The organism is Balneola sp. (genome assembly GCA_003712055.1).
Lineage (GTDB): Bacteria > Bacteroidota > Rhodothermia > Balneolales > Balneolaceae > RHLJ01.
Map to the genome: position 1 here is coordinate 372,019 of RHLJ01000004.1, position 21,260 is coordinate 393,278.

The 21,260-nt window shown below is 40.5% G+C and carries 13 protein-coding genes; 11 read left to right on the forward strand and 2 right to left on the reverse strand.

Features of this window, described 5'->3' with window-relative positions:
* Positions 1-100 precede the first annotated feature (100 nt).
* The 4 genes from ED557_11455 (at position 101) to ED557_11470 (ending at position 12,082) form a co-directional block, all read left to right on the forward strand.
* Positions 101-3,022 carry a hypothetical protein gene (locus tag ED557_11455; GenBank protein RNC83308.1) on the forward strand — a complete coding sequence of 974 codons (2,922 nt, stop codon included), beginning with the start codon at positions 101-103 and terminating at the stop codon, positions 3,020-3,022.
* 34 nt (positions 3,023-3,056) lie between these two features.
* The gene (locus ED557_11460) at positions 3,057-3,746 is read left to right on the forward strand and encodes a DNA-binding response regulator (protein RNC83309.1); all 690 of its coding nucleotides are present in this window, start codon (positions 3,057-3,059) and stop codon (positions 3,744-3,746) included.
* A 107-nt stretch (positions 3,747-3,853) separates the two neighbouring features.
* A complete protein-coding gene (locus ED557_11465; GenBank protein RNC83310.1) occupies positions 3,854-11,821 on the forward strand; it encodes a T9SS C-terminal target domain-containing protein in 7,968 nt (2,655 codons plus the stop codon).
* A gap of 51 nt (positions 11,822-11,872) precedes the next feature.
* Positions 11,873-12,082 carry a hypothetical protein gene (locus tag ED557_11470; protein RNC83311.1) on the forward strand — a complete coding sequence of 70 codons (210 nt, stop codon included), beginning with the start codon at positions 11,873-11,875 and terminating at the stop codon, positions 12,080-12,082.
* Between the two features lie 127 nt (positions 12,083-12,209).
* Here the strand turns inward: ED557_11470 and ED557_11475 are convergent, their stop codons facing one another.
* Both ED557_11475 and ED557_11480 read right to left on the reverse strand, forming a co-directional pair.
* Positions 12,210-12,848 carry a phospholipase gene (locus ED557_11475; GenBank protein ID RNC83426.1) on the reverse strand — a complete coding sequence of 213 codons (639 nt, stop codon included), beginning with the start codon at positions 12,846-12,848 and terminating at the stop codon, positions 12,210-12,212.
* A gap of 7 nt (positions 12,849-12,855) precedes the next feature.
* The gene (locus tag ED557_11480; GenBank protein RNC83312.1) at positions 12,856-13,785 is read right to left on the reverse strand and encodes a ring-cleaving dioxygenase; all 930 of its coding nucleotides are present in this window, start codon (positions 13,783-13,785) and stop codon (positions 12,856-12,858) included.
* Positions 13,786-13,977: 192 nt separating this feature from the next.
* Here ED557_11480 and ED557_11485 point away from each other — a divergent pair, with 192 nt between their 5' ends.
* From ED557_11485 to ED557_11515, 7 genes are all read left to right on the forward strand, one after another.
* Entirely contained in the window at positions 13,978-14,217 is a 240-nt protein-coding gene (locus tag ED557_11485) for a hypothetical protein (protein RNC83313.1), read from the forward strand.
* A gap of 44 nt (positions 14,218-14,261) precedes the next feature.
* The gene (locus ED557_11490) at positions 14,262-15,503 is read left to right on the forward strand and encodes a M48 family peptidase (protein RNC83314.1); all 1,242 of its coding nucleotides are present in this window, start codon (positions 14,262-14,264) and stop codon (positions 15,501-15,503) included.
* Positions 15,493-16,626, forward strand: a complete 1,134-nt coding sequence (locus ED557_11495) for an aminotransferase class I/II-fold pyridoxal phosphate-dependent enzyme (GenBank protein ID RNC83315.1) — start codon at positions 15,493-15,495, stop codon at positions 16,624-16,626. The genes ED557_11490 and ED557_11495 overlap by 11 nt, the downstream gene beginning before the upstream one ends.
* Before the next feature lie 180 nt (positions 16,627-16,806).
* Positions 16,807-18,564: a 2-oxoglutarate dehydrogenase, E2 component, dihydrolipoamide succinyltransferase gene (gene sucB, locus ED557_11500; protein ID RNC83316.1), complete on the forward strand. Its 1,758-nt coding sequence runs from the start codon at positions 16,807-16,809 to the stop codon at positions 18,562-18,564.
* A gap of 61 nt (positions 18,565-18,625) precedes the next feature.
* Positions 18,626-19,477 (forward strand): pantoate--beta-alanine ligase, encoded by an 852-nt coding sequence (locus ED557_11505; GenBank protein RNC83317.1) that lies wholly within the window; start codon positions 18,626-18,628, stop codon positions 19,475-19,477.
* A gap of 3 nt (positions 19,478-19,480) precedes the next feature.
* Positions 19,481-19,891 carry an aspartate 1-decarboxylase gene (locus tag ED557_11510; GenBank protein RNC83318.1) on the forward strand — a complete coding sequence of 137 codons (411 nt, stop codon included), beginning with the start codon at positions 19,481-19,483 and terminating at the stop codon, positions 19,889-19,891.
* Between the two features lie 103 nt (positions 19,892-19,994).
* Positions 19,995-21,254 carry an HlyD family efflux transporter periplasmic adaptor subunit gene (locus tag ED557_11515; GenBank protein RNC83319.1) on the forward strand — a complete coding sequence of 420 codons (1,260 nt, stop codon included), beginning with the start codon at positions 19,995-19,997 and terminating at the stop codon, positions 21,252-21,254.
* Positions 21,255-21,260: the final 6 nt, after the last annotated feature.

Genomic DNA, 21,260 nt, shown 5'->3' on the forward strand with positions numbered 1-21,260 from the left:
ATCTGAAGCGAGCTCGTTTGTAGTTACCCTTAATTGTGCCAGTAGTTCGCGTAGCATTCATTTTTTACTGCCGTTGTAAAATTCACAAACAAAGTTATCTTTGATCACAAATAAGGCTTATACAAGTATCTTGGTACAGAAAAAATTAGGGATCTTACTATTGTTTTTTTGCCTGAGTATTTCATACTCAGCTAATGCTCAATACAATAAAAAAATCTTTACCGATGAGGATGGGTTGCCTGGTCTGGCAGCATATGATATCCTTCAAACAGAGGATGGATACCTATGGTTTGCTACCACAAATGGATTAGCTCGTTTCGATGGGGTCGATGTAACCGTTTACAATAAGGATAATACCGAAGCACTCAATTCCAGTGTTATTCGAAAGCTTTATTTGGGGGATGACGGAACTCTTTGGATTGGAACATCAGGTGGAGGGGTGACTACCTACAAAGACAGAGAGTTTTCACGTCCTTTTGGAAAATTAGGAGGCATCGATCAGTACATTGTTTCGTTTGCTGAAACATCGGATGGAGCATTTTGGGTTGGTACTGACGGAAGAGGATTATATAAAATAGTAGGAGATTCAATTCGGCAGTTTACTGCTGAAAATTCAGAGCTATCTCAAAACCACATTTTTTCTTTATCTCCATACAAAGGAGACACTCTTGTAGTAGGTTTTATCGATTATGGGTTGCGCTATTTTAAAGACGATCGATTTATTGACTTTCCGCTTCCAAAAGAACTTGAAACTCCGGTTATATACAGCATTATCAATGAATCAGATTCTTTGTTTATTGGTAGCCGGTCAGGGGTATTTGTAATGTACGAAGGTGAGTACAAGCATTATCCGCTTACCGATCAGGGAGCGAATACCAGCTTTGTGTTAGATCTTGCAAAAGATGGAAGCGCATTATGGGTTTCGACCTCAGAAGGTGTTCACCGATTAGATTTGATAACAGGAGAACTGGACAAAAATCTTGGATTGGAAAGCAAAGGCTCGTTAGCAGCACTAAAAGATAAAGAGGGTCATATCTGGATATTTAGCTATTTAGAAGGAGCCTACAGAATAAAAGAAACAACCTTTAGTTCTTTTGGAAATGCAACCGCAGGAGCAATGGTAGAATCTACCCCCGGAACTTTTTGGGTAGTCTTAGATAGCAGGTTGACAAAAATTGAGGGTAATGATACGACTGTATTCGGTGCAAAAGACGGATTAATGACGGACTTAGCTGAAGCTATGATAGCAGATTCGCAAGGGCGGATTTTTGTGTCTAACAGTGCAGAAGAAGTAGGAATCGATGTAATCGATGGAAGAAGTATAAGGCCACTATCCGAGTTCAATTCTACCTTTGATTCGGAGGTAAACACTTTTTATGAAGATGTAAATGGTCAGCTATGGGTAGGCCTTCAGGCAGGAATTGTAAAGTGGACGGGAAGAAATTCTTTGCATTATGATGACGCAGAAATGTCGAAAGGAGGGGTGCTTTCAATTACCAATGATAAATCTGAGGCTTTGTGGGTCGGGACTAATTATGGCCTCAATAAGCTGGTTGCCGATACTGTTCAATCTCAATATATCGAAGGTTCAGGTCTGTCTAATCCCATTATTAGTGCTCTTTATAATGACGAAGAAGATCGGCTTTGGATAGGTACATCCGGTGGTGGCTTAAATGTGAAAATTGAGGAGAAATTCATACCTATTAAAACCAACCAGCTTCCTGCTGAAACTATAGGAGATATCATTGAGGATCATAATGGTTTCTTATGGATTTCTACCAGCAATGGAATTTACTATGTAGAAAAACAGCAGCTTCTTGAACATATCTCGGATACTACTAAACAGGTGTCTTACCGAAAGTTTACAACAGATGATGGTCTTCCTTCTAATACTATCATAGATGGATTAGTAACTAGTACCAATGAAATTTGGTTTTCTACCGGAGCAGGAATAGGGAAAGTAAACCCGGATAGAATCCTTACCAATAGTAGTCCTCCACCTATTCTCATAGAAGAGATTCAGGTAGACAACGAAGAGGCACCCATTTTATCCATTATTGATATACCTCATGATAATAAGTCGATAGCCATCTATTATACTTCACCGAGTTTTATCGATTCTGAAGAGATAACCTTTCAATATAAACTGGAGCCCTTTCAAACAGAATGGGAAGAAGTTGGTACAAGACGGGCGGCGTTTTATACCAATATTTCACCAGGAAATTATAGTTTTCATGTTCGGTCTATAACCAAAGACGGGATTATCAGTTCAGAAGCAGCGACTCTATCTTTAAACTTCGAGTATGCCTATTACGAGACCTGGTGGTTCCGGATTTTAATAGTCGTTGTTTTGGTGAGTATTAGTGTTGGTTTTTACCAATACCGAATGGCAAATGTGAAAAGAATGGAGCGTGTTCGGTTACAAATAGCGGGTGATCTCCATGATGAGATAGGAAGCAATTTGGGAAGTGTAATTCTCAAGAGTCAACTTCTTGAAAAGAAACTGGACTCATCGGATGAGGCAGTAACAATCGGGTTAGAGGAAATTCGATCCATCAGTAAGAACACTTCCCAGGCAATGCGCGATATCGTTTGGATGATTAATCCCAAGCATGATGTGGTGGAAGATTTGGTGCTCCAACTCAAGGAAATATCAGGAGCCATGCTTGAAAACATTAATTATACCTTTGAATCGAATGTGGAATTCAGCGAGGAGGGGATGAATCCCGAAATACGACGAAATACGGTGCTGATTCTCAAAGAGTGTATCCATAATATCATAAAGCACTCTGAGGCTTCAGAAGTAGATATTTCATTTAAAAAAGCAGAGAATGAATTTACCCTCAGGGTTTTGGATGATGGTAAAGGCTTTGCTGTCAATGCTTTGGAAGGGAATAAGCATTACGGTCTGGAAGGAATGAAAAACAGAGCCAGAGAAATCAGAGGCTCGCTAAGCATAGATTCAGATTCTGAATCCGGAACGGCGATATCGTTGTCATTTAAAAACTACGGGGGTACGTAGGTGTTATGACTATAAAGGAAGTTTATCCTTAGTCATGATTTTGAATAATGTCACACAGATTTTAAATACCTATCCAATGCCAGAAAAAACGATTATTGATATTTGGCTAATAGAGGACAATGAAGTCTATCGTGAATCTATTTCTGATCTCGTAAATGAATTGGATCAGGTTCAATGTTCAAGAAGGTTTACGACGGTAGAAGAAGCTATTTACGAACTAGATGCTTCTGAACCACCAAATCTAATCTTTTGCGATATCGGTTTGCCTGGAATGAGCGGTATCGAAGGAGTTCAGAAGTTTGGAGAACTTATTCCGGAAGTACCTGTTGTTATGATCACAAACTTTGATGGAGATCAACAAATTTTTGATGCTATTTGCGCCGGCGCGATTGGATATTTATTGAAAACAGCTTCTAATAAAGAGATTCAGGATGCCGTATTTGAAGCCGTGAATGGTGGCTCTCCCATCAATCCGAAGATTGCTCATAAAATCCTGAAGATGTTCAATAAATATACTCCAAAGAAGCAGGACTACAATCTGAGCAAAAGAGAGAAGGAGATACTAGGCTTAGTTGTTAACGGGAAAACCTATGAAGCCATTGGTGAAGTGCTATTCATCAGCTACCATACAGTGGATTATCACATCCGGAATATTTACAAGAAACTTCAGGTTCACTCGAGAACGGATGCCGTTGCAAAAGCACTGAAAGAACAGCTTATCTAGCCATTTTTCTATAAAAACTACGAACTCTCGTAGGTTCCAACCCGCCCTTCCTTTTATAGTTTGAAGGCAATCACCTTTAAACTCTTCAAAACTATATCGGGTAGAAAATGAAAAGTCCAGGCTTTATAGGGGTATGTATTTTAATCTTCTCCATATTACCAAAACAGGGTTTTAGTCAAGTAGATCCAAGTATTAGTAATGAACCTCCAACAGAAAGTAGTGTATCACTTACTCTAACTATTGGAGATAACTCCGATTATGGATACAACTTCGATATATATAGGGACGGGTCAATCATATACAGTGATCCTGGTTCATTCGCGACTTCTATAGATTTTGAAGATACGTCATTAGATCCAGGTACTACATATGATTACTACGGGGTGGTAACACTACTCGACTCATTTGGGGGAGATTCTACCTCGCAAACTTCTACCACTATTCAGGTTACTACACTTCCCAAGCCATCCGTAGTATCGAATGTACAGGTAGACAGTTCAACCTATGGGCAAATAACCGTCATATGGGATCAGAACTCGGAAAGTGATTTTATGTTCTATAATGTATACCGGGAAACTAGTTCCACATCATCTCCAGGTAATGTGCTTACTACTATTAACCTTAATACAACTACCAGCTATATAGATAATTCTGTAGCCGACGGAACGACCTACTTTTACTATGTAACGGTAGTAAATAATGATGGTGTTGAGGGCGATATTTCTAATGAGGCATCCACGACTTCTTTATATGGACTGAATTATATAACCAACTCAAGCAGCAGTTTTGCGGGGCTGTGGAGTCCTCTCACTCCAATCGATTACGACAATGATGGCGATCTGGATCTTTTTTATACCGGGATTCCCTCATCAGGAACTATCGCGTCCAAGCTTTATGATAATGACGGGAGTGGGACTTTTACTGAGAATACCAATCACGGGTTGCCCGCTATACACAGCTACGTTAGCCAATATTTTGTGTGGGGGGATTACGACAACGATGGAGATCTTGACATAATTTTAGCCGGAGACAACAATAGTGTTGCTACGGGAACTCGCCAAATACACTCCTATACGAACAATGGCGATGGAACCTTCTCTGCAAAAACTAATTTGGCTCTCATACCGGCCTGGTACCCTGCTATGGATTTCGGGGATTACGATAACGACGGAGATTTAGACCTATTCGTAACCGGACAAACAGGTTCAGGGGTTTTGCAAGCTACCTTATATGATAATGACGGAGACGGGAATTTTAGTGTGGGCTCACAATCATTTACAGGTGTAGAAACCGGTGCCGTTGAATGGGTAGATTATGATAATGATGGTGATCTGGACTTGACCTATTTCGGAAACGATATAACCACCGGTAGCGCTGGAAGCTTCTTTTACATCAACAATGGAGATGGAACCTTTACGGAAGAAACGGTAAACAGCCCATTAAAGGAATTGCGGTTATCCGCCATAAGTTGGGCAGATTTCAACAATGATGGTTTTTACGATGTGTTTATCTCCGGTTTTCATGATGGAAACTCACCGTCTCGGGTAAACCAGCTGTATAAAAATAATGGAGATGGAACCTTTAGCCTTTTTGCCGATGCTGTTTCCGGAATCGTAAATCAGACTACCATAAGTTGGGGAGATTATGATACCGATGGGGATTTGGATCTGCTGATAAGCGGCTACGATCAGATTGCAACAACCTATTCCGCCAAATTATTTGAAAACTCAGGAAGCAGCGGAGGTTATACCTTCTCTGAGAGTACTACGCTGCCGGGAGTTGAGGCCTATTCTAGTGCCTGGATTGATTTAGATGGCGATACGGATTTAGATGCGGTTTTCGCGATTTCTGATGGGGTAAATCCCTTTGAAATCCACCTATTTGAGAATCATTTAAATAAGACTTCAACTACTGCTGCACCTACCAATCTTAGTTGGACAGAGACGGCGGATTCTGTCACCTTTAGTTGGGATGCAGTAGCCGATCCTGATGGAGGGCCTGTTAGCTATAATCTGTATCTAACGGAAGAAAATCTCGCCAACAGAGAAGGGGTTCCGTCTCATTCCAATAATACCACTGGGGCAAGACGGCTATTCGAGCACGGGAATATGGGACTGAATACCAGTTTCACAATCAGTAAAGACAGTCTTCAAACAGCAATATATGAATGGGGGGTACAATCTGTAGATGCCACCTGGCAAGGCAGCAGTTTTACAACAGGAAGCGATTATTCTATTACAGTAGCCAAACCGGCTAATCTTTCAGCTTTATTTACTTCTTCGTTAAACAAGGTAGACCTAAGCTGGGATGCCAATACAGAACCGGGAGTTCAGTATGAGGTATACCGTATCGATGAGACAAATGCGACTACAACGAAAATCAGTACCACCAGCAGTACGTCATTGAGTGATTATCCTCCCGCTCCCAATAATTACACTTACTTTTTAAAAGCAGTAGTAGCTGTTGGGATTGAAAGTGTTACTTCAGACAGTGCCATCGTTGCAGCTTATCCGGATGCTACCACCCCGAGTGCATTAGATACAACCAGTACAAGCATCAGTCAGGTTGTGCTGGAATGGAGCCAGACAGGAAACGAGCCAGCCACAGGGGAAAACTACTCCTTCGACTTAGACAAGTTTGAAGTATACCGGGATAGCGGAGCTATTGGCACGGGAACAATGTTACTAGCCAACCCCACAAGTCCTTCTTATACCGATAATTCTGTGACAGCGGGTGCGACCTACTATTACTATGTTAGGGCGCTAGAGCCAGTTACTCCTGATACGTCTGGTTTCAGTGATACATTGGTGGTTACGCTATCCTTGCCTGCCGCACCTACAGCACCAACCAATCTTGTAGCATCTAAAAACCTTTACAATAATGTCACACTAAGTTGGGATGCCTCAACAAGTGAAGCTAATATCGAATACGATGTATATAGAACGGATGCAGGGCTTATTGGAACTACGTCAAACACCAGTTTTGCAGATGGCACGGTAGCTTCAAATACTGCCTATGAGTATTCTGTAAAGGCTAAAGATGAGTTCAATCAGGAAAGTGCGAGTAGCAATACCGTTAATGTAACCACTCCCTCATTTATTATTGCAGATGGCAGCATAAGCGGGTTAACCGCAGCCTATGGCTCAGATGCCGAAACCGCAGATTTCGATGGTGACGGAGACTTAGATATTGTGCTCGCGGGGTATAATAATGGCACAGTTGGTGGAGTATATTTGAACGATGGAACAGGAGCATTTGCTACCCCCATTGCCTTACCAACTTTTTATTGGGATGATAACTCAAGATTTGATCCAGCCGATTATGATGGCGACGGTGATATTGATCTTGCCAGTACATATCGAAATTCTGGTGATGGGTCGAAAAGTGTATTCATATTAAATAATAATGGTTCAGGAAGCTTTAGTTATTCAGGAATAGGGTTTACCGAATTTAATACTGGAGATCCTTCCTGGGGTGATGTAGACAATGATGGAGATTTGGATTTGTTTATACCAGCTACAGAATCCAAACTATATATCAATAGTAACGGAACGTTTATAGATTCAGGTCAAAGTTTTAATTCTGCTTCCGATACTAAAGCACATTGGGCGGACTATAATAACGACGGTTACCAGGATTTACTTTTAGTAGGAGGTACGTCTTTAAGCACGCTCTTATATGTTAACGACGGTAACGGGAATTTAAGCAACTCGGGTGAATCTATTGTTAGCTCCGGATTCAGGGCTACCTGGAGAGATATTAATAACGACGGGTATCTGGACTTCGCGATTTCTACCATAAGTAGTGGAATTTTTATTTATGAAAATGACGGATCAGGCAATTTTACCGGATCTCAGCTGACAACATCGGCAACCTTAAATAATGCGGAAATAAGTTTCGAAGATTTCGATCACGATGGTGATGCTGACGCGTTCGTATTTGGATTAGTAGGAAGTGGAACGAGCGCGGTATATGAAAGTTATTATTTCGAGAATAATGGGGATGGAACATTTGCAGAATCCGAGTTAACCGCACCAGTAATTAACTTTGGAGCAACCATTCTTCTAAAGGGTGACTTCGATAATGACGGAGACCTGGATTTTGGCCTAACTGGTGTATTTTTCAATTATTCGACATTCGCGTTTACATACACAGCCAAAAAGTATATAAACAATGTTTCTAATGATCTCACCAATACGAACCCAAGCGCTCCATCAAATTTAACTACATCATTGAATGGCACAGAACGCACCTTAAGCTGGAATGAAAGTACGGATGCAGAAGGGGCTATTAGCAGCTATAATGTATTTATACAAGAGACTAGCAGTTCTGTAATGCAAACACCAGCAAATAGTGATACCACTACGGGGTATCGAATGAGGGGAGAACCCGGAAATACAGGGTTAAATACCTCCTACATCATTGATGAAAATCTATTGCCTTCCGGCACTTATTCCTGGGGAGTACAGGCACTGGATGGTTCCTATTTAGGAAGTGCTTTTACAAAAGGAACTAGTTTCACAGTCACCAATCCGGCTCCGGCAACTCCATCCGGGCTTACGGCTTCAAATATTGGATATACCACCGTGGATTTGAGTTGGAATGACATTAATGAAAGTGATGCATTCTATAACGTATATCGCGAAACAGCCAGTACAGGTTCACCATCCAATTTGATCGCCACAACCACCGATACAACCTGGGCAGATTCCAGTCTCGCTGATGGTACTACGTTTTATTACTACATTCAGGCAGAAGATAAAGCCGGTCAGCTAAGTTCAGTTTCCTCAGAATTGTCAGTCGAAACCATTCTGCAAATATTCGCTGATTTAGGAAACGCGGGAATACCTGCATTTATATATAGCGCAAAATCAGCATGGGGAGACTATGACAACGATGGGGATTTGGATCTTGCAATCACAGGTCATTTGAGTAATATTAGTATCGCTAAGATTTACAAAAATCAGGGAAATGGCGTTTTCTCAGATTCAGGAATAAACCTGACCGGCGTAACTAGTGGGGAGATCAGTTGGGTGGATGTCGATAATGATGGAGACCTCGATCTATTTTTAAATGGAGACGGAACTGCCACCACCGCCTTATTATATAGAAATGATGGCGGAGATACATTTACCGAAATTAATACATCCATTGAAAAACTCACCAATAACACTGTCGAGTGGGCTGATTACAACAATGATGGGTATATAGATTTGTTGCTATACGGAGAGGGATTGGATGATAGCGGTGATATTAGCATGGCTACCATGTCTACTAGTATTTATTCTAATAATGGAGATGGAACCTTTCAGGTCGAATCTATTAATCTTCAAGAGGTTACTAATGGGTGTGCTCGTTGGTTGGATGTAGATTCCGATCATGATCTGGATATCATTCTATCTAGTGATGAAGGAGGGAAAATTTATGAAAACGATGGATTCGGAAGTTTTAACGAATCGGGAAAAAGTTTCCCAAGTTTGGACGAATGTACTTTGGATATTGCGGATTATGATCAGGATGGAGATATAGATGTATTAATTGCAGGTGAAAATAATATATCAAACCGACATGAAGCCAGCATCTACGTAAACGATGGAACCGGTAGTTTTAGTGACTCTGGAGTTAGTTTAGAGGGGGTTAACATGGGTAAGTGGGTAGATTTTGATAACGATGGAGATTTGGATGTCTTGTTATCGGGTCTTAATAATAGTAACACAAGAGCCACAAAAACCTATCTGAACGACGGAAATGGAAACTTCTCAGACGAACCAAACTTAGTTACCAATATAGATAATCTGGTACTACAGGATTTAGAAGTTGCTGATTTTGACAATGACGGAGATTTGGACGCGTTTCTTCTGGGTTATTCCGAAAATAAATTTTTGGAAAATGTGTTATCGGAAAGCAATACAGCGCCCTCAATTCCAGCAAACCTTAGTGCCTCGGCCAATAGCCAGGATGTAATTATTAACTGGGATGCTTCCACCGATCCGGAGGGCTCCCCGGTTAGTTACAATGTATTTATTACAGAAGTAGATTCCATCAATGCAATCGTTTCGGCTGCAAGCGATACGTCGAATGGATTTTACAGGCTCAATCAATTAGGAAATGCCGGAATAGCCAATACTTTCACAATAAACCGTTCCAACGACTGGGAATTTCCACTTATTATCGGTGTTCAGGCCATCGATGCTTCCCAGCTGGCAAGTGATTTTACCTACATTTTGTACTATGGCTGGGATTTCATTCAAGCCAACAGCATGGAGATAATGGCTTATGATGACCTTATCTACACATTCGATATTAACGCACTACAGTTAATAAGCGGCTACTCTGATAGTACATTTGAGGTTAGCCAGTCAGGATCACTGTCAGGAATATTTTTCAAAGATGTGAACAACAACCGAGCTTTTGATGGTTCATCCGATGTTATAGTTCAGAACGTTTCGAATATTACATTTTCACCTTCCAGTGGAGATACACTCCGGTATTTTTCATATGACCCTCGCATTGAATCTGCCTCATTAATATTCTCTACTGCTCAGTATACCGATAGCCTCGAAATAGACATCAGAGCTGTAAAGGGTAATCCACAAATAGAAGGTAATAGTAATGAGAGTGGTTGGTATCTATTATCTAATCCATTTACAACCACCATAGGTGAATTACTGGAGAACGTATGGACACAAGGAGCCATCAATTCGGATGCTCCTGATGGGGCATCAACCCTATATATCTTCAATCAGGATAGTTCCATATATGAAGCAGTTACTACCGATCTGGATACCACCAAGTTGGCTGCAGGTCAGGGGTTGCTTGTATATCTATTTGAGGATGACGATCTGGGAGATGGTGAAGGTGATATTGACGGAGGCTGGCCCAAAACACTATCCAATTACGGAGATCCATTCGGAGAGCAAGTCAGTGTAGAGATCAAGAATGTAGATCACGACGGATTTGCCGGAACTTCGGGAAGTGAAGGTTTTGCACTTATGGGGAACCCATATGGGTGGCACATTTCCGCAGATTCGGTTATAGCTACGCTAAAACGGGAAGATCCATTCGCAAACAGCTATATCTATCGCTGGGATGCAGTTTCGAAGTTGTTCTATTTAACAACTTCAGGATCAATAGCTCCTTATGAGTCATTTTTCATAAGAACCATTACTTCAGGAACTATTGCTACTCTAACCTTGGATTATAGTGATCATGTGGAAGTGATAGATGAAGCTGATGAAGAAGGAGAAGAAGGCGGAGGTGCAGAAAAAGCAATTTCTGAGAAGAAACCGGTGATAGTATCTTTTAACCTTGGTTCTGAAGAGCACGAAACTACTTCGAGTTTTTACTTAAGGTTTGATGATGATGCTAATTCAAGTATCGATATAGATCCATTTGACGGATATTATCTTGGCTCATATGCATCTCAATATGCCAACCTATATACCAAAATTGGGGATCAGGCTCTAAGTATAAATAATCTTCCAATTGGCTTAGATGAGCACTCCGAGTTCCCTCTATATATCGACGCTACATTATCCGGGCCGTTTACACTAAACTGGGATGCTGGAAGATTTCCTGAAGATTGGAAATTCAGTTTAGAAGAATTAGCTACCGGAAGGGTGATAGATCTTATTGAAGAGTCAGGTTATAGTTTCGAAGCTACTCATAAATCTAAGTATGATAGTTCACTCAATCCAATGGTATTAGATAACACCCAGTCAAAACAGGAAGTAGCAAATACTCCGGTATTCATGCTAAGAATAGTCCCAGCAAATCTTGTCGGTACAGAAAACGGGTTTGGAATACCATTAGTGGTAGAGTTAGAACAGAACTACCCAAACCCATTCAACCCTAGTTCTGTGATCCGTTTTGGAGTACCCACAACCAGCGAAGTTAAACTAGAAGTATTCGATGTGCTCGGGAGAAGGGTAGCCACTCTGGTTAATGGCGAAACCAAACAGCCGGGTAGATATAATATTCAATTTAACGCTCGTGATTTGTCCTCAGGGATGTACATCTATCGTCTCGTAATTGGTGATAAAGTGCTCACTAAAAAAATGACCCTTATTAAATAATCGCTTACAGCATTTAATCTCGAATTTTGAATTCTTAATTCACGATCCATTATGAACCAAACACTTTTACTCTTTGTCACACTAGTCGTCATTGTATTAACCTCCGATATCATTCTGGCTCAAGGTTTACCCGGTCTTCCAGGTTTTCCCGATGATCCTGCTGCGGCTCCCATTGATGGAGGACTTGGGATTTTAGCTGCAGCAGGCGGGGCTTATGCCCTCAAAAAGCTACGTGATAAAAACAAAGAAGAAGAGACTTAATACATAGAATGCATCAAGAGAGGCTAGTCACGTACCTAAAACTAAGCCCTTCATAGTACTATGAAGGGCTTTTATTTTTCTTATGTTTAAGGAGCTCATAAGCTCAATAAAATTTACATCCGAAATACTAGATACTCTTTTCAATTATTTCATTTATCGAACTTATCTCATCCTCGTTTATAAGGTGTCCCATTCCCGGATATAATTTCTTAATTACAGAAGCTCCGAGATGTTCAAAAACCTCAGCACTTTCATTAACTCGTTCTTTCGGGATATGAAAGTCTACATCGCTACACCCCAAAAAGATGGGAGTATTTTTTAAGTCGCCACTATAGTCGTTAAAATCGATAGATGGCCCGATCAATCCTCCGCTTAAGGCAAATAATCCGGCGTATTTTTTTGGGTTTCTAGCCACAAAATCACTGGCCAGGCACGCACCTTGTGAGAATCCAAGAAAGAAAATCTTATGATCGGGGATTCCCTGTGCATTAAGGTCAGAAACAAGTGCCGAGATAACTTCCATTCCAGAATCAATACCTGGTTGATTCTGCTCTCTTGGAACAAGAAACGAATAGGGGTACCAGGTGTGATTTGATGCTTGTGGGGCCAAAAAAGTAATTTCATGGCGTTGATCTATTTCATTGGCCAGCGGTAAAACACTTTGAGCGGAAGCTCCACGGCCATGAATCATAATCATGACTGCTTTAGCTTCTTCTAATTCAGCACCAGCCTTTATAACCGGCATTCCTTTGTGTGGGCTATTCATTACCATTTTAACCCTCCAGGTTTGGTAAAATACTTTCTATTAATTCTCTGCGAGGTTCTAGCCAGGGAGTTAAGATTAGCTTTTCTCCTAAATGTTCGAAATCCTCATCTACATCGTATCCCGGATCATCCGTTGCTATTTCGAATAAAACCCCACCTGGTTCTCTGAAATAAATAGATCTAAACCAATGCCGATCGATTACTTCAGTAGGATGAAGTCCTTTGCTAAGTACCTTCTCACGAAGATCCTTAAGATCATCAAGATCTTTCGCGCGAAAGGCTACATGATGCACGATACCTCGTCCTCCATGACCCTGAGTGCCATTTTCCTCTTCTATAATAACCGAGCTACCGATATTTGCATCAGTTTGGAAGAGAGTAAGTTCTCCGCTTGATGATTCCTCTCCAAAACCCAGTACATTAGTTAATACATCAACGGTGCCTTCGGGGTTGGCAACTTTCAAACGTGTAGAATCAAAACCCTGGATAGCATACTCATTTGGTACCGGGCTGTCATAGGAGCTTACCTGTTCTTTTGCCCCGCCGTCAAAAACCATATTCAATTCTAACCCGTCCGGATCCTCAAAACGAATAGTCTTCTTTCCAAATAATTCAAAGAAATCTGAATGCTTAATATCAAGATAATTTAAGTGCTCAATCCAGAAACCAACGGAGTCTTTCGGAACCCTAAACGCGACATTTACCGATTCACCAACTCCCGTAGTTCCTTTATGAGCTCTGGGCCAAGGGAAGAATGTTAAACTGGATCCCGGTGACGCAGCTTCATTTCCATAAAATAAATGATAGGTACTTGGGTCATCCTGGTTTACTGATTTCTTAACCATTCTCATCCCCAATCCCTTAGTATAGAAATCAAAATTTGATTGGGGATCTCCCGCAAGTACGGTAATGTGATGTAATCCTTTATTGTGTTTCATAATAATCTCCTTTTTTTGCGGCCAAAGAATAATAAATAGTTTAACATTAAACTATTTGAAATAATCTATCACCCGAATTGGTTCGAACGATTAGAATTAACTTATTTCCGAAAAAGAGATGAATTTGGCTTTTTTTTTATTGTTATTGGTAGCGCTTTTATAATATTAACAATCGGGTATTGGGGACAAAAAATGTGCAAGTGCGAAAGCTGCGGAGTGGAAGAGGGTCAATTAAGACCCATAGGTAAGTACATAGTTGAGCTACATCAACTTGAATACAAAGGGTCTAAGATGGATTTATGCTTGACCTGTTACCGTCATTATAAAATGAAGCTCACAAGAGTGGCTGATAAAGAGCAACGTGGGTTTGATTTATATTCCAATTTTAAAAAGTTATATCAACAGGCATTTCATACTGAGCATAAAGATTGAAAATGTTGTTATTTTATCACACCCGTGATTTAAAATAACTGCATATGAATGTTTTCACGATAATTATACTGGCAGCACTGCTGGTAGATTATTTGCTTGATCTTGTAGCAAAAATCTTGAACCTGAAGGCGCTTTCTGAACAACTTCCAAATGAGTTTGAAGGAGTCTATGATTCAGAAACGTATAAAAACTCTCAGGACTATACCAGGGTCACAACAAGTTTTGGACTGAAGGTTACTTTATTCGATTTGCTGCTCTTACTTGCTTTTTGGTTTTCAGGAGGGTTTAACTGGTTAGATGAAGTTGTAAGAGAGTGGGGATTTTCAGAACTGGTTACAGGCCTTTGTTATATAGGACTTATTGTAGTTGCAAAATCAATGCTATCCATTCCTTTTAGTGCCTATTCTACTTTTGTTATTGAAGAGAGATTTGGGTTCAACAAAACAACCCCAAAGACGTTCCTTCTTGATCTATTAAAATCTTTACTTCTTAGTGCCTTGTTAGGTATCCCTTTGTTAGCAGGTATCCTTGCTTTTTTTATGTACTCCGGAGAATGGGCCTGGTTATATGCCTGGATTGCAGTGACACTATTTACTTTGATCCTCCAATATGTGGCTCCAACCTGGATTATGCCGCTTTTCAATAAGTTTACACCTCTGGATGAAGGCGATCTGAAAACAGCAATTGATGATTATGCCACTGAGGTTGACTTTCCAATGAAAGGTACTTTTGTAATCGATGGTTCTAAGCGCTCAAGCAAGTCAAACGCTTTTTTTACAGGTTTTGGTAAAAATAAACGAATTGCTTTATATGATACTCTTATTGAAAATCATACTACCGATGAACTTGTATCAGTACTAGCTCATGAAGTAGGTCATTACAAAAAGAAACACATTTTAAAATCGATGATTATAGGGGTAGTCCATACCGGAGTGCTTTTCTTCTTGCTATCCATTTTTCTAAATTCGGAGGGCCTTTTTGAGGCATTCTTCATGCAGAATATGTCGGTGTATGCCGGACTTATTTTCTTTGGAATGCTTTATGCTCCGGTAGAAATGATCTTATCCATTTTTATGCAAATGTCTTCCAGAAAACATGAATACGAAGCAGATGAATATGCGGTAACTACCACAGGAAGAACAGACAGTATGATTTCGGCATTAAAGAAATTATCAAAAGACAATTTATCTAATTTGACTCCCCATCCTTTTTATGTTTTTTTGAATTACTCTCACCCACCGATTTTATTAAGAATAGAAGCGATAAGGCGTTTACATGGGAACTAAAAAGAAGATAGAAACACTCGCAATTCATGTTGGAACCAAGCATGGATCTGCATCTCGGGCGATAGCACCACCCTTAGAGTCTTCCACTACCTTTGAGCATGATGTAAAAGGCTATCAAGAAGGAGATTTTTCATATTCAAGGCATAGTAATCCAAATAGAAATCAACTGGAGCAGCTATTAGCGGCTCTGGAGAAAGGGGAAGATTGTGCTGTATTCTCTTCTGGTATTGCTGCAATGAATGCAGTTTTAATGAGTGTTGATAAAGGAGGGCATGTACTTATTCCAGAGGACCTTTATCATGGTTCAAGGAACCTTCTCGAATTGTATAGCGAGCGTTGGGAGGTTACATATTCAGCTGTAGATACTACCGATTTGGAAGCCTATGCATCTGCATTTAAGGAAAATACTCAACTTGTTATTCTTGAAACCCCTTCAAATCCATTACTCTTAGTTACTGATTTGGAAAAAGCAATCAGAGTAGCACATAGTAAAGGAGCACTAGTTTGTGCAGACAATACCTTTGCCACTCCTTACAATACAAATCCTATCGAATATGGCGCCGACCTGGTTATGCATTCTACTAGTAAATACCTGGGTGGTCATTCCGATATTTTGGGCGGAGCTATCGTCACCAGGAAGCCAGATGACTTCTTTGACGGAATAAGAGCTATTCAAAAAAGCCAGGGCGCAGTACCTTCACCAAGAGATTGCTGGTTATTAAGTCGAAGCATTAAGAGCTTTCCAGTTAGGATGAGAGTGCATAATGAAAATGCCTTAAAAGTGGCTGAGTTTCTCGTCACGCAGAGGAGCATCGAGAAAGTGAATTACCCTGGGTTAACGAATCATCCAAATCATGAAATAGCTAAAGCTCAAATGAAAGGCTTTAGTGGCATGATTTCTTTCCTCTATAAAGGAAGTTTTGAAGAAACACTAAAAGTGGTAGCCAGTTCTAAGATAATCAGAAGAGCCACCAGTTTAGGAGGCATAGAAAGTCTTTGGGAGCATAGAAGGTCAAGTGAAAGTGAGACATCAACTACTCCGGAAAATTTGATAAGATTTAGTGTAGGGCTTGAGCATATTGATGATCTAATCGGGGATTTAGATCAGGCGTTAAATCGGTAACTTACTATATAGTAAGTTTTTCTGATTTTCGCGCTGAACTGACTAGTTAGTAAGTTTTTAAAAGCGCTTTTTAGATATGATAGAAGGTGTTTCAATGTTTTGATCTGTTCGATTTTATCCAGAACTTTACACTCCTGTTTTTCAATAATAAAAGCCGCTCCGGCATAAAAGAATTTAACTATGGCTAAGGTCGAAGTAGTAATGCCCCAGATGGGTGAATCAGTAATGGAAGGTACCGTTATTGAATGGTCAAAAAGTGTAGGGGATACAATAGAAGTAGATGAGACCTTGCTGGAAATCGCTACCGATAAAGTGGATAGTGAAGTGCCTTCTCCCGAAGCAGGTGTGTTAGTTGAGATTTTAGTAGAAGAAGGAGATACAATCGAAGTTGGTAAGCCAATTGCTATTATTGAAACAGATGCTAGTGCTGCCGAGCCTGTTGCTACTCCGGCACCCGAAGTAAAAGAAGAAGTCGTTGCTCCTGAAGCAGCACCAGCTGCTGTGGCTGTTCAGGAAGAGACGAAAGTAGAAGAGGTTCAAACTGAAACTGTTGTTGAAATTTCGGGTGGTGAACGGATTGAAGTAGTAATGCCTCAAATGGGAGAATCGGTAGTAGAGGCTACAGTGATCGAGTGGTCGAAAAATATTGGTGATTTGGTCGAAGAAGATGAAACCTTACTGGAAATCTCGACCGATAAAGTGGATAGTGAGGTGCCTTCACCTGCTGCAGGTACCCTCGTAGAGATTAGAGCAGAAGCTGATGAAACAATTGAAGTGGGTCAGGTAATAGCGGTAATTGCTACAGGAGAAGCTACCACAGTAAAAGCTCCTGCTCCAAAACAAGAAAATAAACCTGCAAAAGCTGCAATAACTAAAGAAGATGTAGCGCAAATGAGACCGGAAGACCTAATTGAAAACGGAGGCGGCGCTACTCCTGCAGGTGATATCCCAAGAGAAAGTAGTAGTGGTAAATTTTTCTCACCTCTTGTAAGATCTATTGCAAAAGAAGAAGGTATTTCTGTTCAGGAATTGGAATCTATTGAAGGAACAGGGCAGGGAGGTAGAGTATCGAAAAAAGATATTTTGGCCTATGTAAGTTCGAGAGGGAGCGCTATCAGCCAGCCTAAGCCAGCAGCAGCAAGTCAGCCAAAAACGGCTACTAAATCATCTGATGGTTCTATCCATGCAGGAGAACTAAATGTAAGTCATTCTCCAACTGGTGATGTAGAAGTAATCAAAATGGATCGTATGCGAAAGATGATCGCAGAGCATATGGTACGATCTAAGCAGACCTCAGCACACGTTACTACTTTTGCCGAAGTTGATGTTACCAACATGGTGAAATGGAGAAACGCCAACAAAAATAAATTTCTGGAGAAAACAGGGATCAAACTTACGTTTACTCCACTATTTGTAGAAGCCATCATCAAAGCTATGCTGGAATTTCCGATGATGAACAGCTCAGTAGATGGTGACAATATTCTTCTAAAAAAGGACATTAACTTTGGTCTTGCAGTAGCATTAGGTACCGGAGGAGAAGGCGGGCTCATAGTTCCGGTAATTAAAAAATCACAGCAGAAAAATCTTGTCGGGCTGGCTGAATCAGTAAACGAAGTAGCTGCTAAAGCCAGAAGTAAAAAATTAAGCCCTGATGATCTGGTTGGTGGTACCATCACCCTCACAAATTATGGAAGTGTTGGCAACCTGATGGGTACTCCTATCATAAATCAGCCGCAGGTAGCTATCATTGGTACAGGAGCAATTGTAAAGCGTCCGGTAGTTATCGAAACGAGTGAAGGTGATGTAATCGGAATTCGTCAGATGATGTTTCTGTCAATGAGTTACGATCACAGGATAATTGACGGCGCCCATGGGGGGGCATTTGTAAATCGGGTAAAAGAAATACTTGAAAACTTTGACCTGGAACGTTCTGTATAAGCATTACTGAACCTAAGCATTGATTATGAGACGTCGTCCTGACGTCTCTTTTTTTGATAACATGCATATAGTAAAAGAAATATCTGAAGTAAGAAGCCTGGTAAAAGCGTATCAAATGGCAGGCAAGACAATGGCATTCGTTCCTACTATGGGGGCTTTGCATCAAGGTCATTTATCTCTATTTCGGTTGGCAAAAGATTATGCAGATGAAGTAGTCGTTTCTATTTATGTGAATCCGGAGCAATTTGGACCTAATGAAGATTTTGGAAGCTATCCCCGAACGTTAGACCGAGACCTCACTTTTTGTGAAGAGGAAGGGGTGTCGATTGTATTTACTCCTTCCGATGAGATCATGTATGGTGCCGATAAAAAATATCTGAGTATCGAAATAGATGGACTCAACGATCACCTGGATGGGGGGAGCAGACCGGGATATTTTGAAGGTATTGTGCTGGTGGTAAATAAGTTATTCAATATTGTACAGCCGGATTATTCAGTATTTGGCCAAAAAGATTACCAACAGTTTTTGATTATAAACCAAATGGTTGAAGAGTTTAATCACAATTTAAAGCTTGTTATGGCTCCTATCGAGCGAGCTGAGGATGGATTGGCTTTAAGTAGTAGGAACGCTTATTTATCGGATCAAGAGAGAGAGAGGGCTCCAAAGATGTACGAATTAATGAAAATAGCAGTCAGGGAAATTAAGGCTGGATTGTTGGAGCCTAAATTAATGTTAGAGCAACAGCAAAACGAGCTAGAAGCATTAGGCTTTAAAAATGATTATCTTTGCGTTTATTCTATGGATAAACTTACTCCTGTTTCACAACTCAAAAAAGGAGAGACGTACCTAATTGCTGGTGCAGTTTATCTGGGTAAAACAAGGTTGATTGATAATATAATATTCGAGTGTTAGGCAATGAAGCTAACAATGTTCAAATCTAAATTGCACCAATTAAAGGTTACTGAAGCTAACCTTATGTATGAAGGTAGTATCACTATCGACCAGGACTTGTTGGATGCAGCCAATCTTCTTCCTTATGAAAAAGTACAGGTACTAAATATTACCAACGGTAACCGTCTGGAAACGTATACGATACCGGGAGAGAGAGGAAGTCGAGTATGTTGCCTAAATGGTGCGGCAGCAAGACTTACTCAGGTGGATGATCGCATTATTGTAATAAGTTATGCGGAGATGTCTCCGGAAGAAGCAAGGGAGCACAAGCCAAGAGTTGTGATTGTCGACGAGAATAATGACCCTAAATCAATTCTTGATTATTCTCAACCCGCAACGAAATATGATCTGGAAACGGGATTGCTGGATTTTTAGTTTTTACTTTTTGTTACCAAAAGTTGTAAAACTTTTTTTGGTTGTCGGCCGTCTTCTTACAAATCGGCATATCTTAAGCTGTTAATAACTCATTACTCTATCCATGCAAAAGAAAATTATAATTCCAGTTATAATCGTTTTAGTCGTTACCACAGCCTGGTTTCTGACATCGAGAGATAACTCAGAAAATACAGAGCTGTTCGCTACACCTACAGTAGGTGAATTTGTTGTAGATGTAACTACAACCGGAGAGCTTAGGGCAAAGAACTCTACAGAAATTAAAGGGCCCCAGGGTGTTCGAGATTTCAGAGTAAACAACATGAGGATACAGCGCCTCATTCCTGAGGGCACTATTGTTGAAAAAGGTGATTTTGTTGCCGAACTCGATCGCTCGGAGATTATGGGAAAGCTACAGGATGCTCAATTAGATCTTCAATCAGCTCAATCTCAGGTTACACAGGCTCAATTGGATAGTACCCTGGAACTTTCTCAAGCACGAGATAATCTTATAAATCTCGAATTTGCATTGGAAGAGCGGCAAATTGCCGTAGATCAGTCCAAGTATGAATCTCCTGCTGTACAAAGGCAGGCAGAAATTGATTTGGATAAAGCCACTCGGCAATTGGCTCAGGAACTTAAAAACTATGATACAAAGGTTAAGCAGGCCGAGGCCAAACTTAGAGAAGTAGAAACAGAATTAACCAAAAAGCAGAACGAGATTAATAAAATTCGTGAGTTGATGGGTGAATTCACAGTATTTGCTCCGGATAAAGGGATGGTGATTTACAGAAGAAACTGGAATGGAGCCAAAATCACAGAGGGAGAACAAATCAGTGCATGGAGTCCGGTAGTAGCTGAACTTCCTGACTTCACTATTATGGAATCAGTTACCTATGTAAATGAGGTAGATATCCAAAAAGTAGAAGTTGGTCAGATAGTGCAAATTGGGCTGGATGCAGTTCCTGATAAACGATTAACAGGAATTGTGACCGATGTTGCCAATATTGGAGAGCAAAGAAAGAACTATGATTCCAAAGTATTCGAAGTAACTATTGAGGTTAACGAAAGCGACAGCTTGCTTCGCCCCGCCATGACGACGAGCAACAAGATTTTAATCGATCAAATTGAAGAAGTCTTACATGTCCCACTGGAAGCTGTACATGCTGTAGATTCACTAAGTTTTGTTTTTATAAGAGATGGTATTTCTCCAGTAATGCAACAAGTGGAGCTTGGGCTTATAAATGACAACTCGGTGATTATACATCGGGGTGTTTCAACCGAAGACCAGTTATTTTTGACGGTCCCAAGTGATACCTCAGGGATCAAAAGACTTATGCTGAGCGAACAAATCACCCAAAACTAGCGCTCA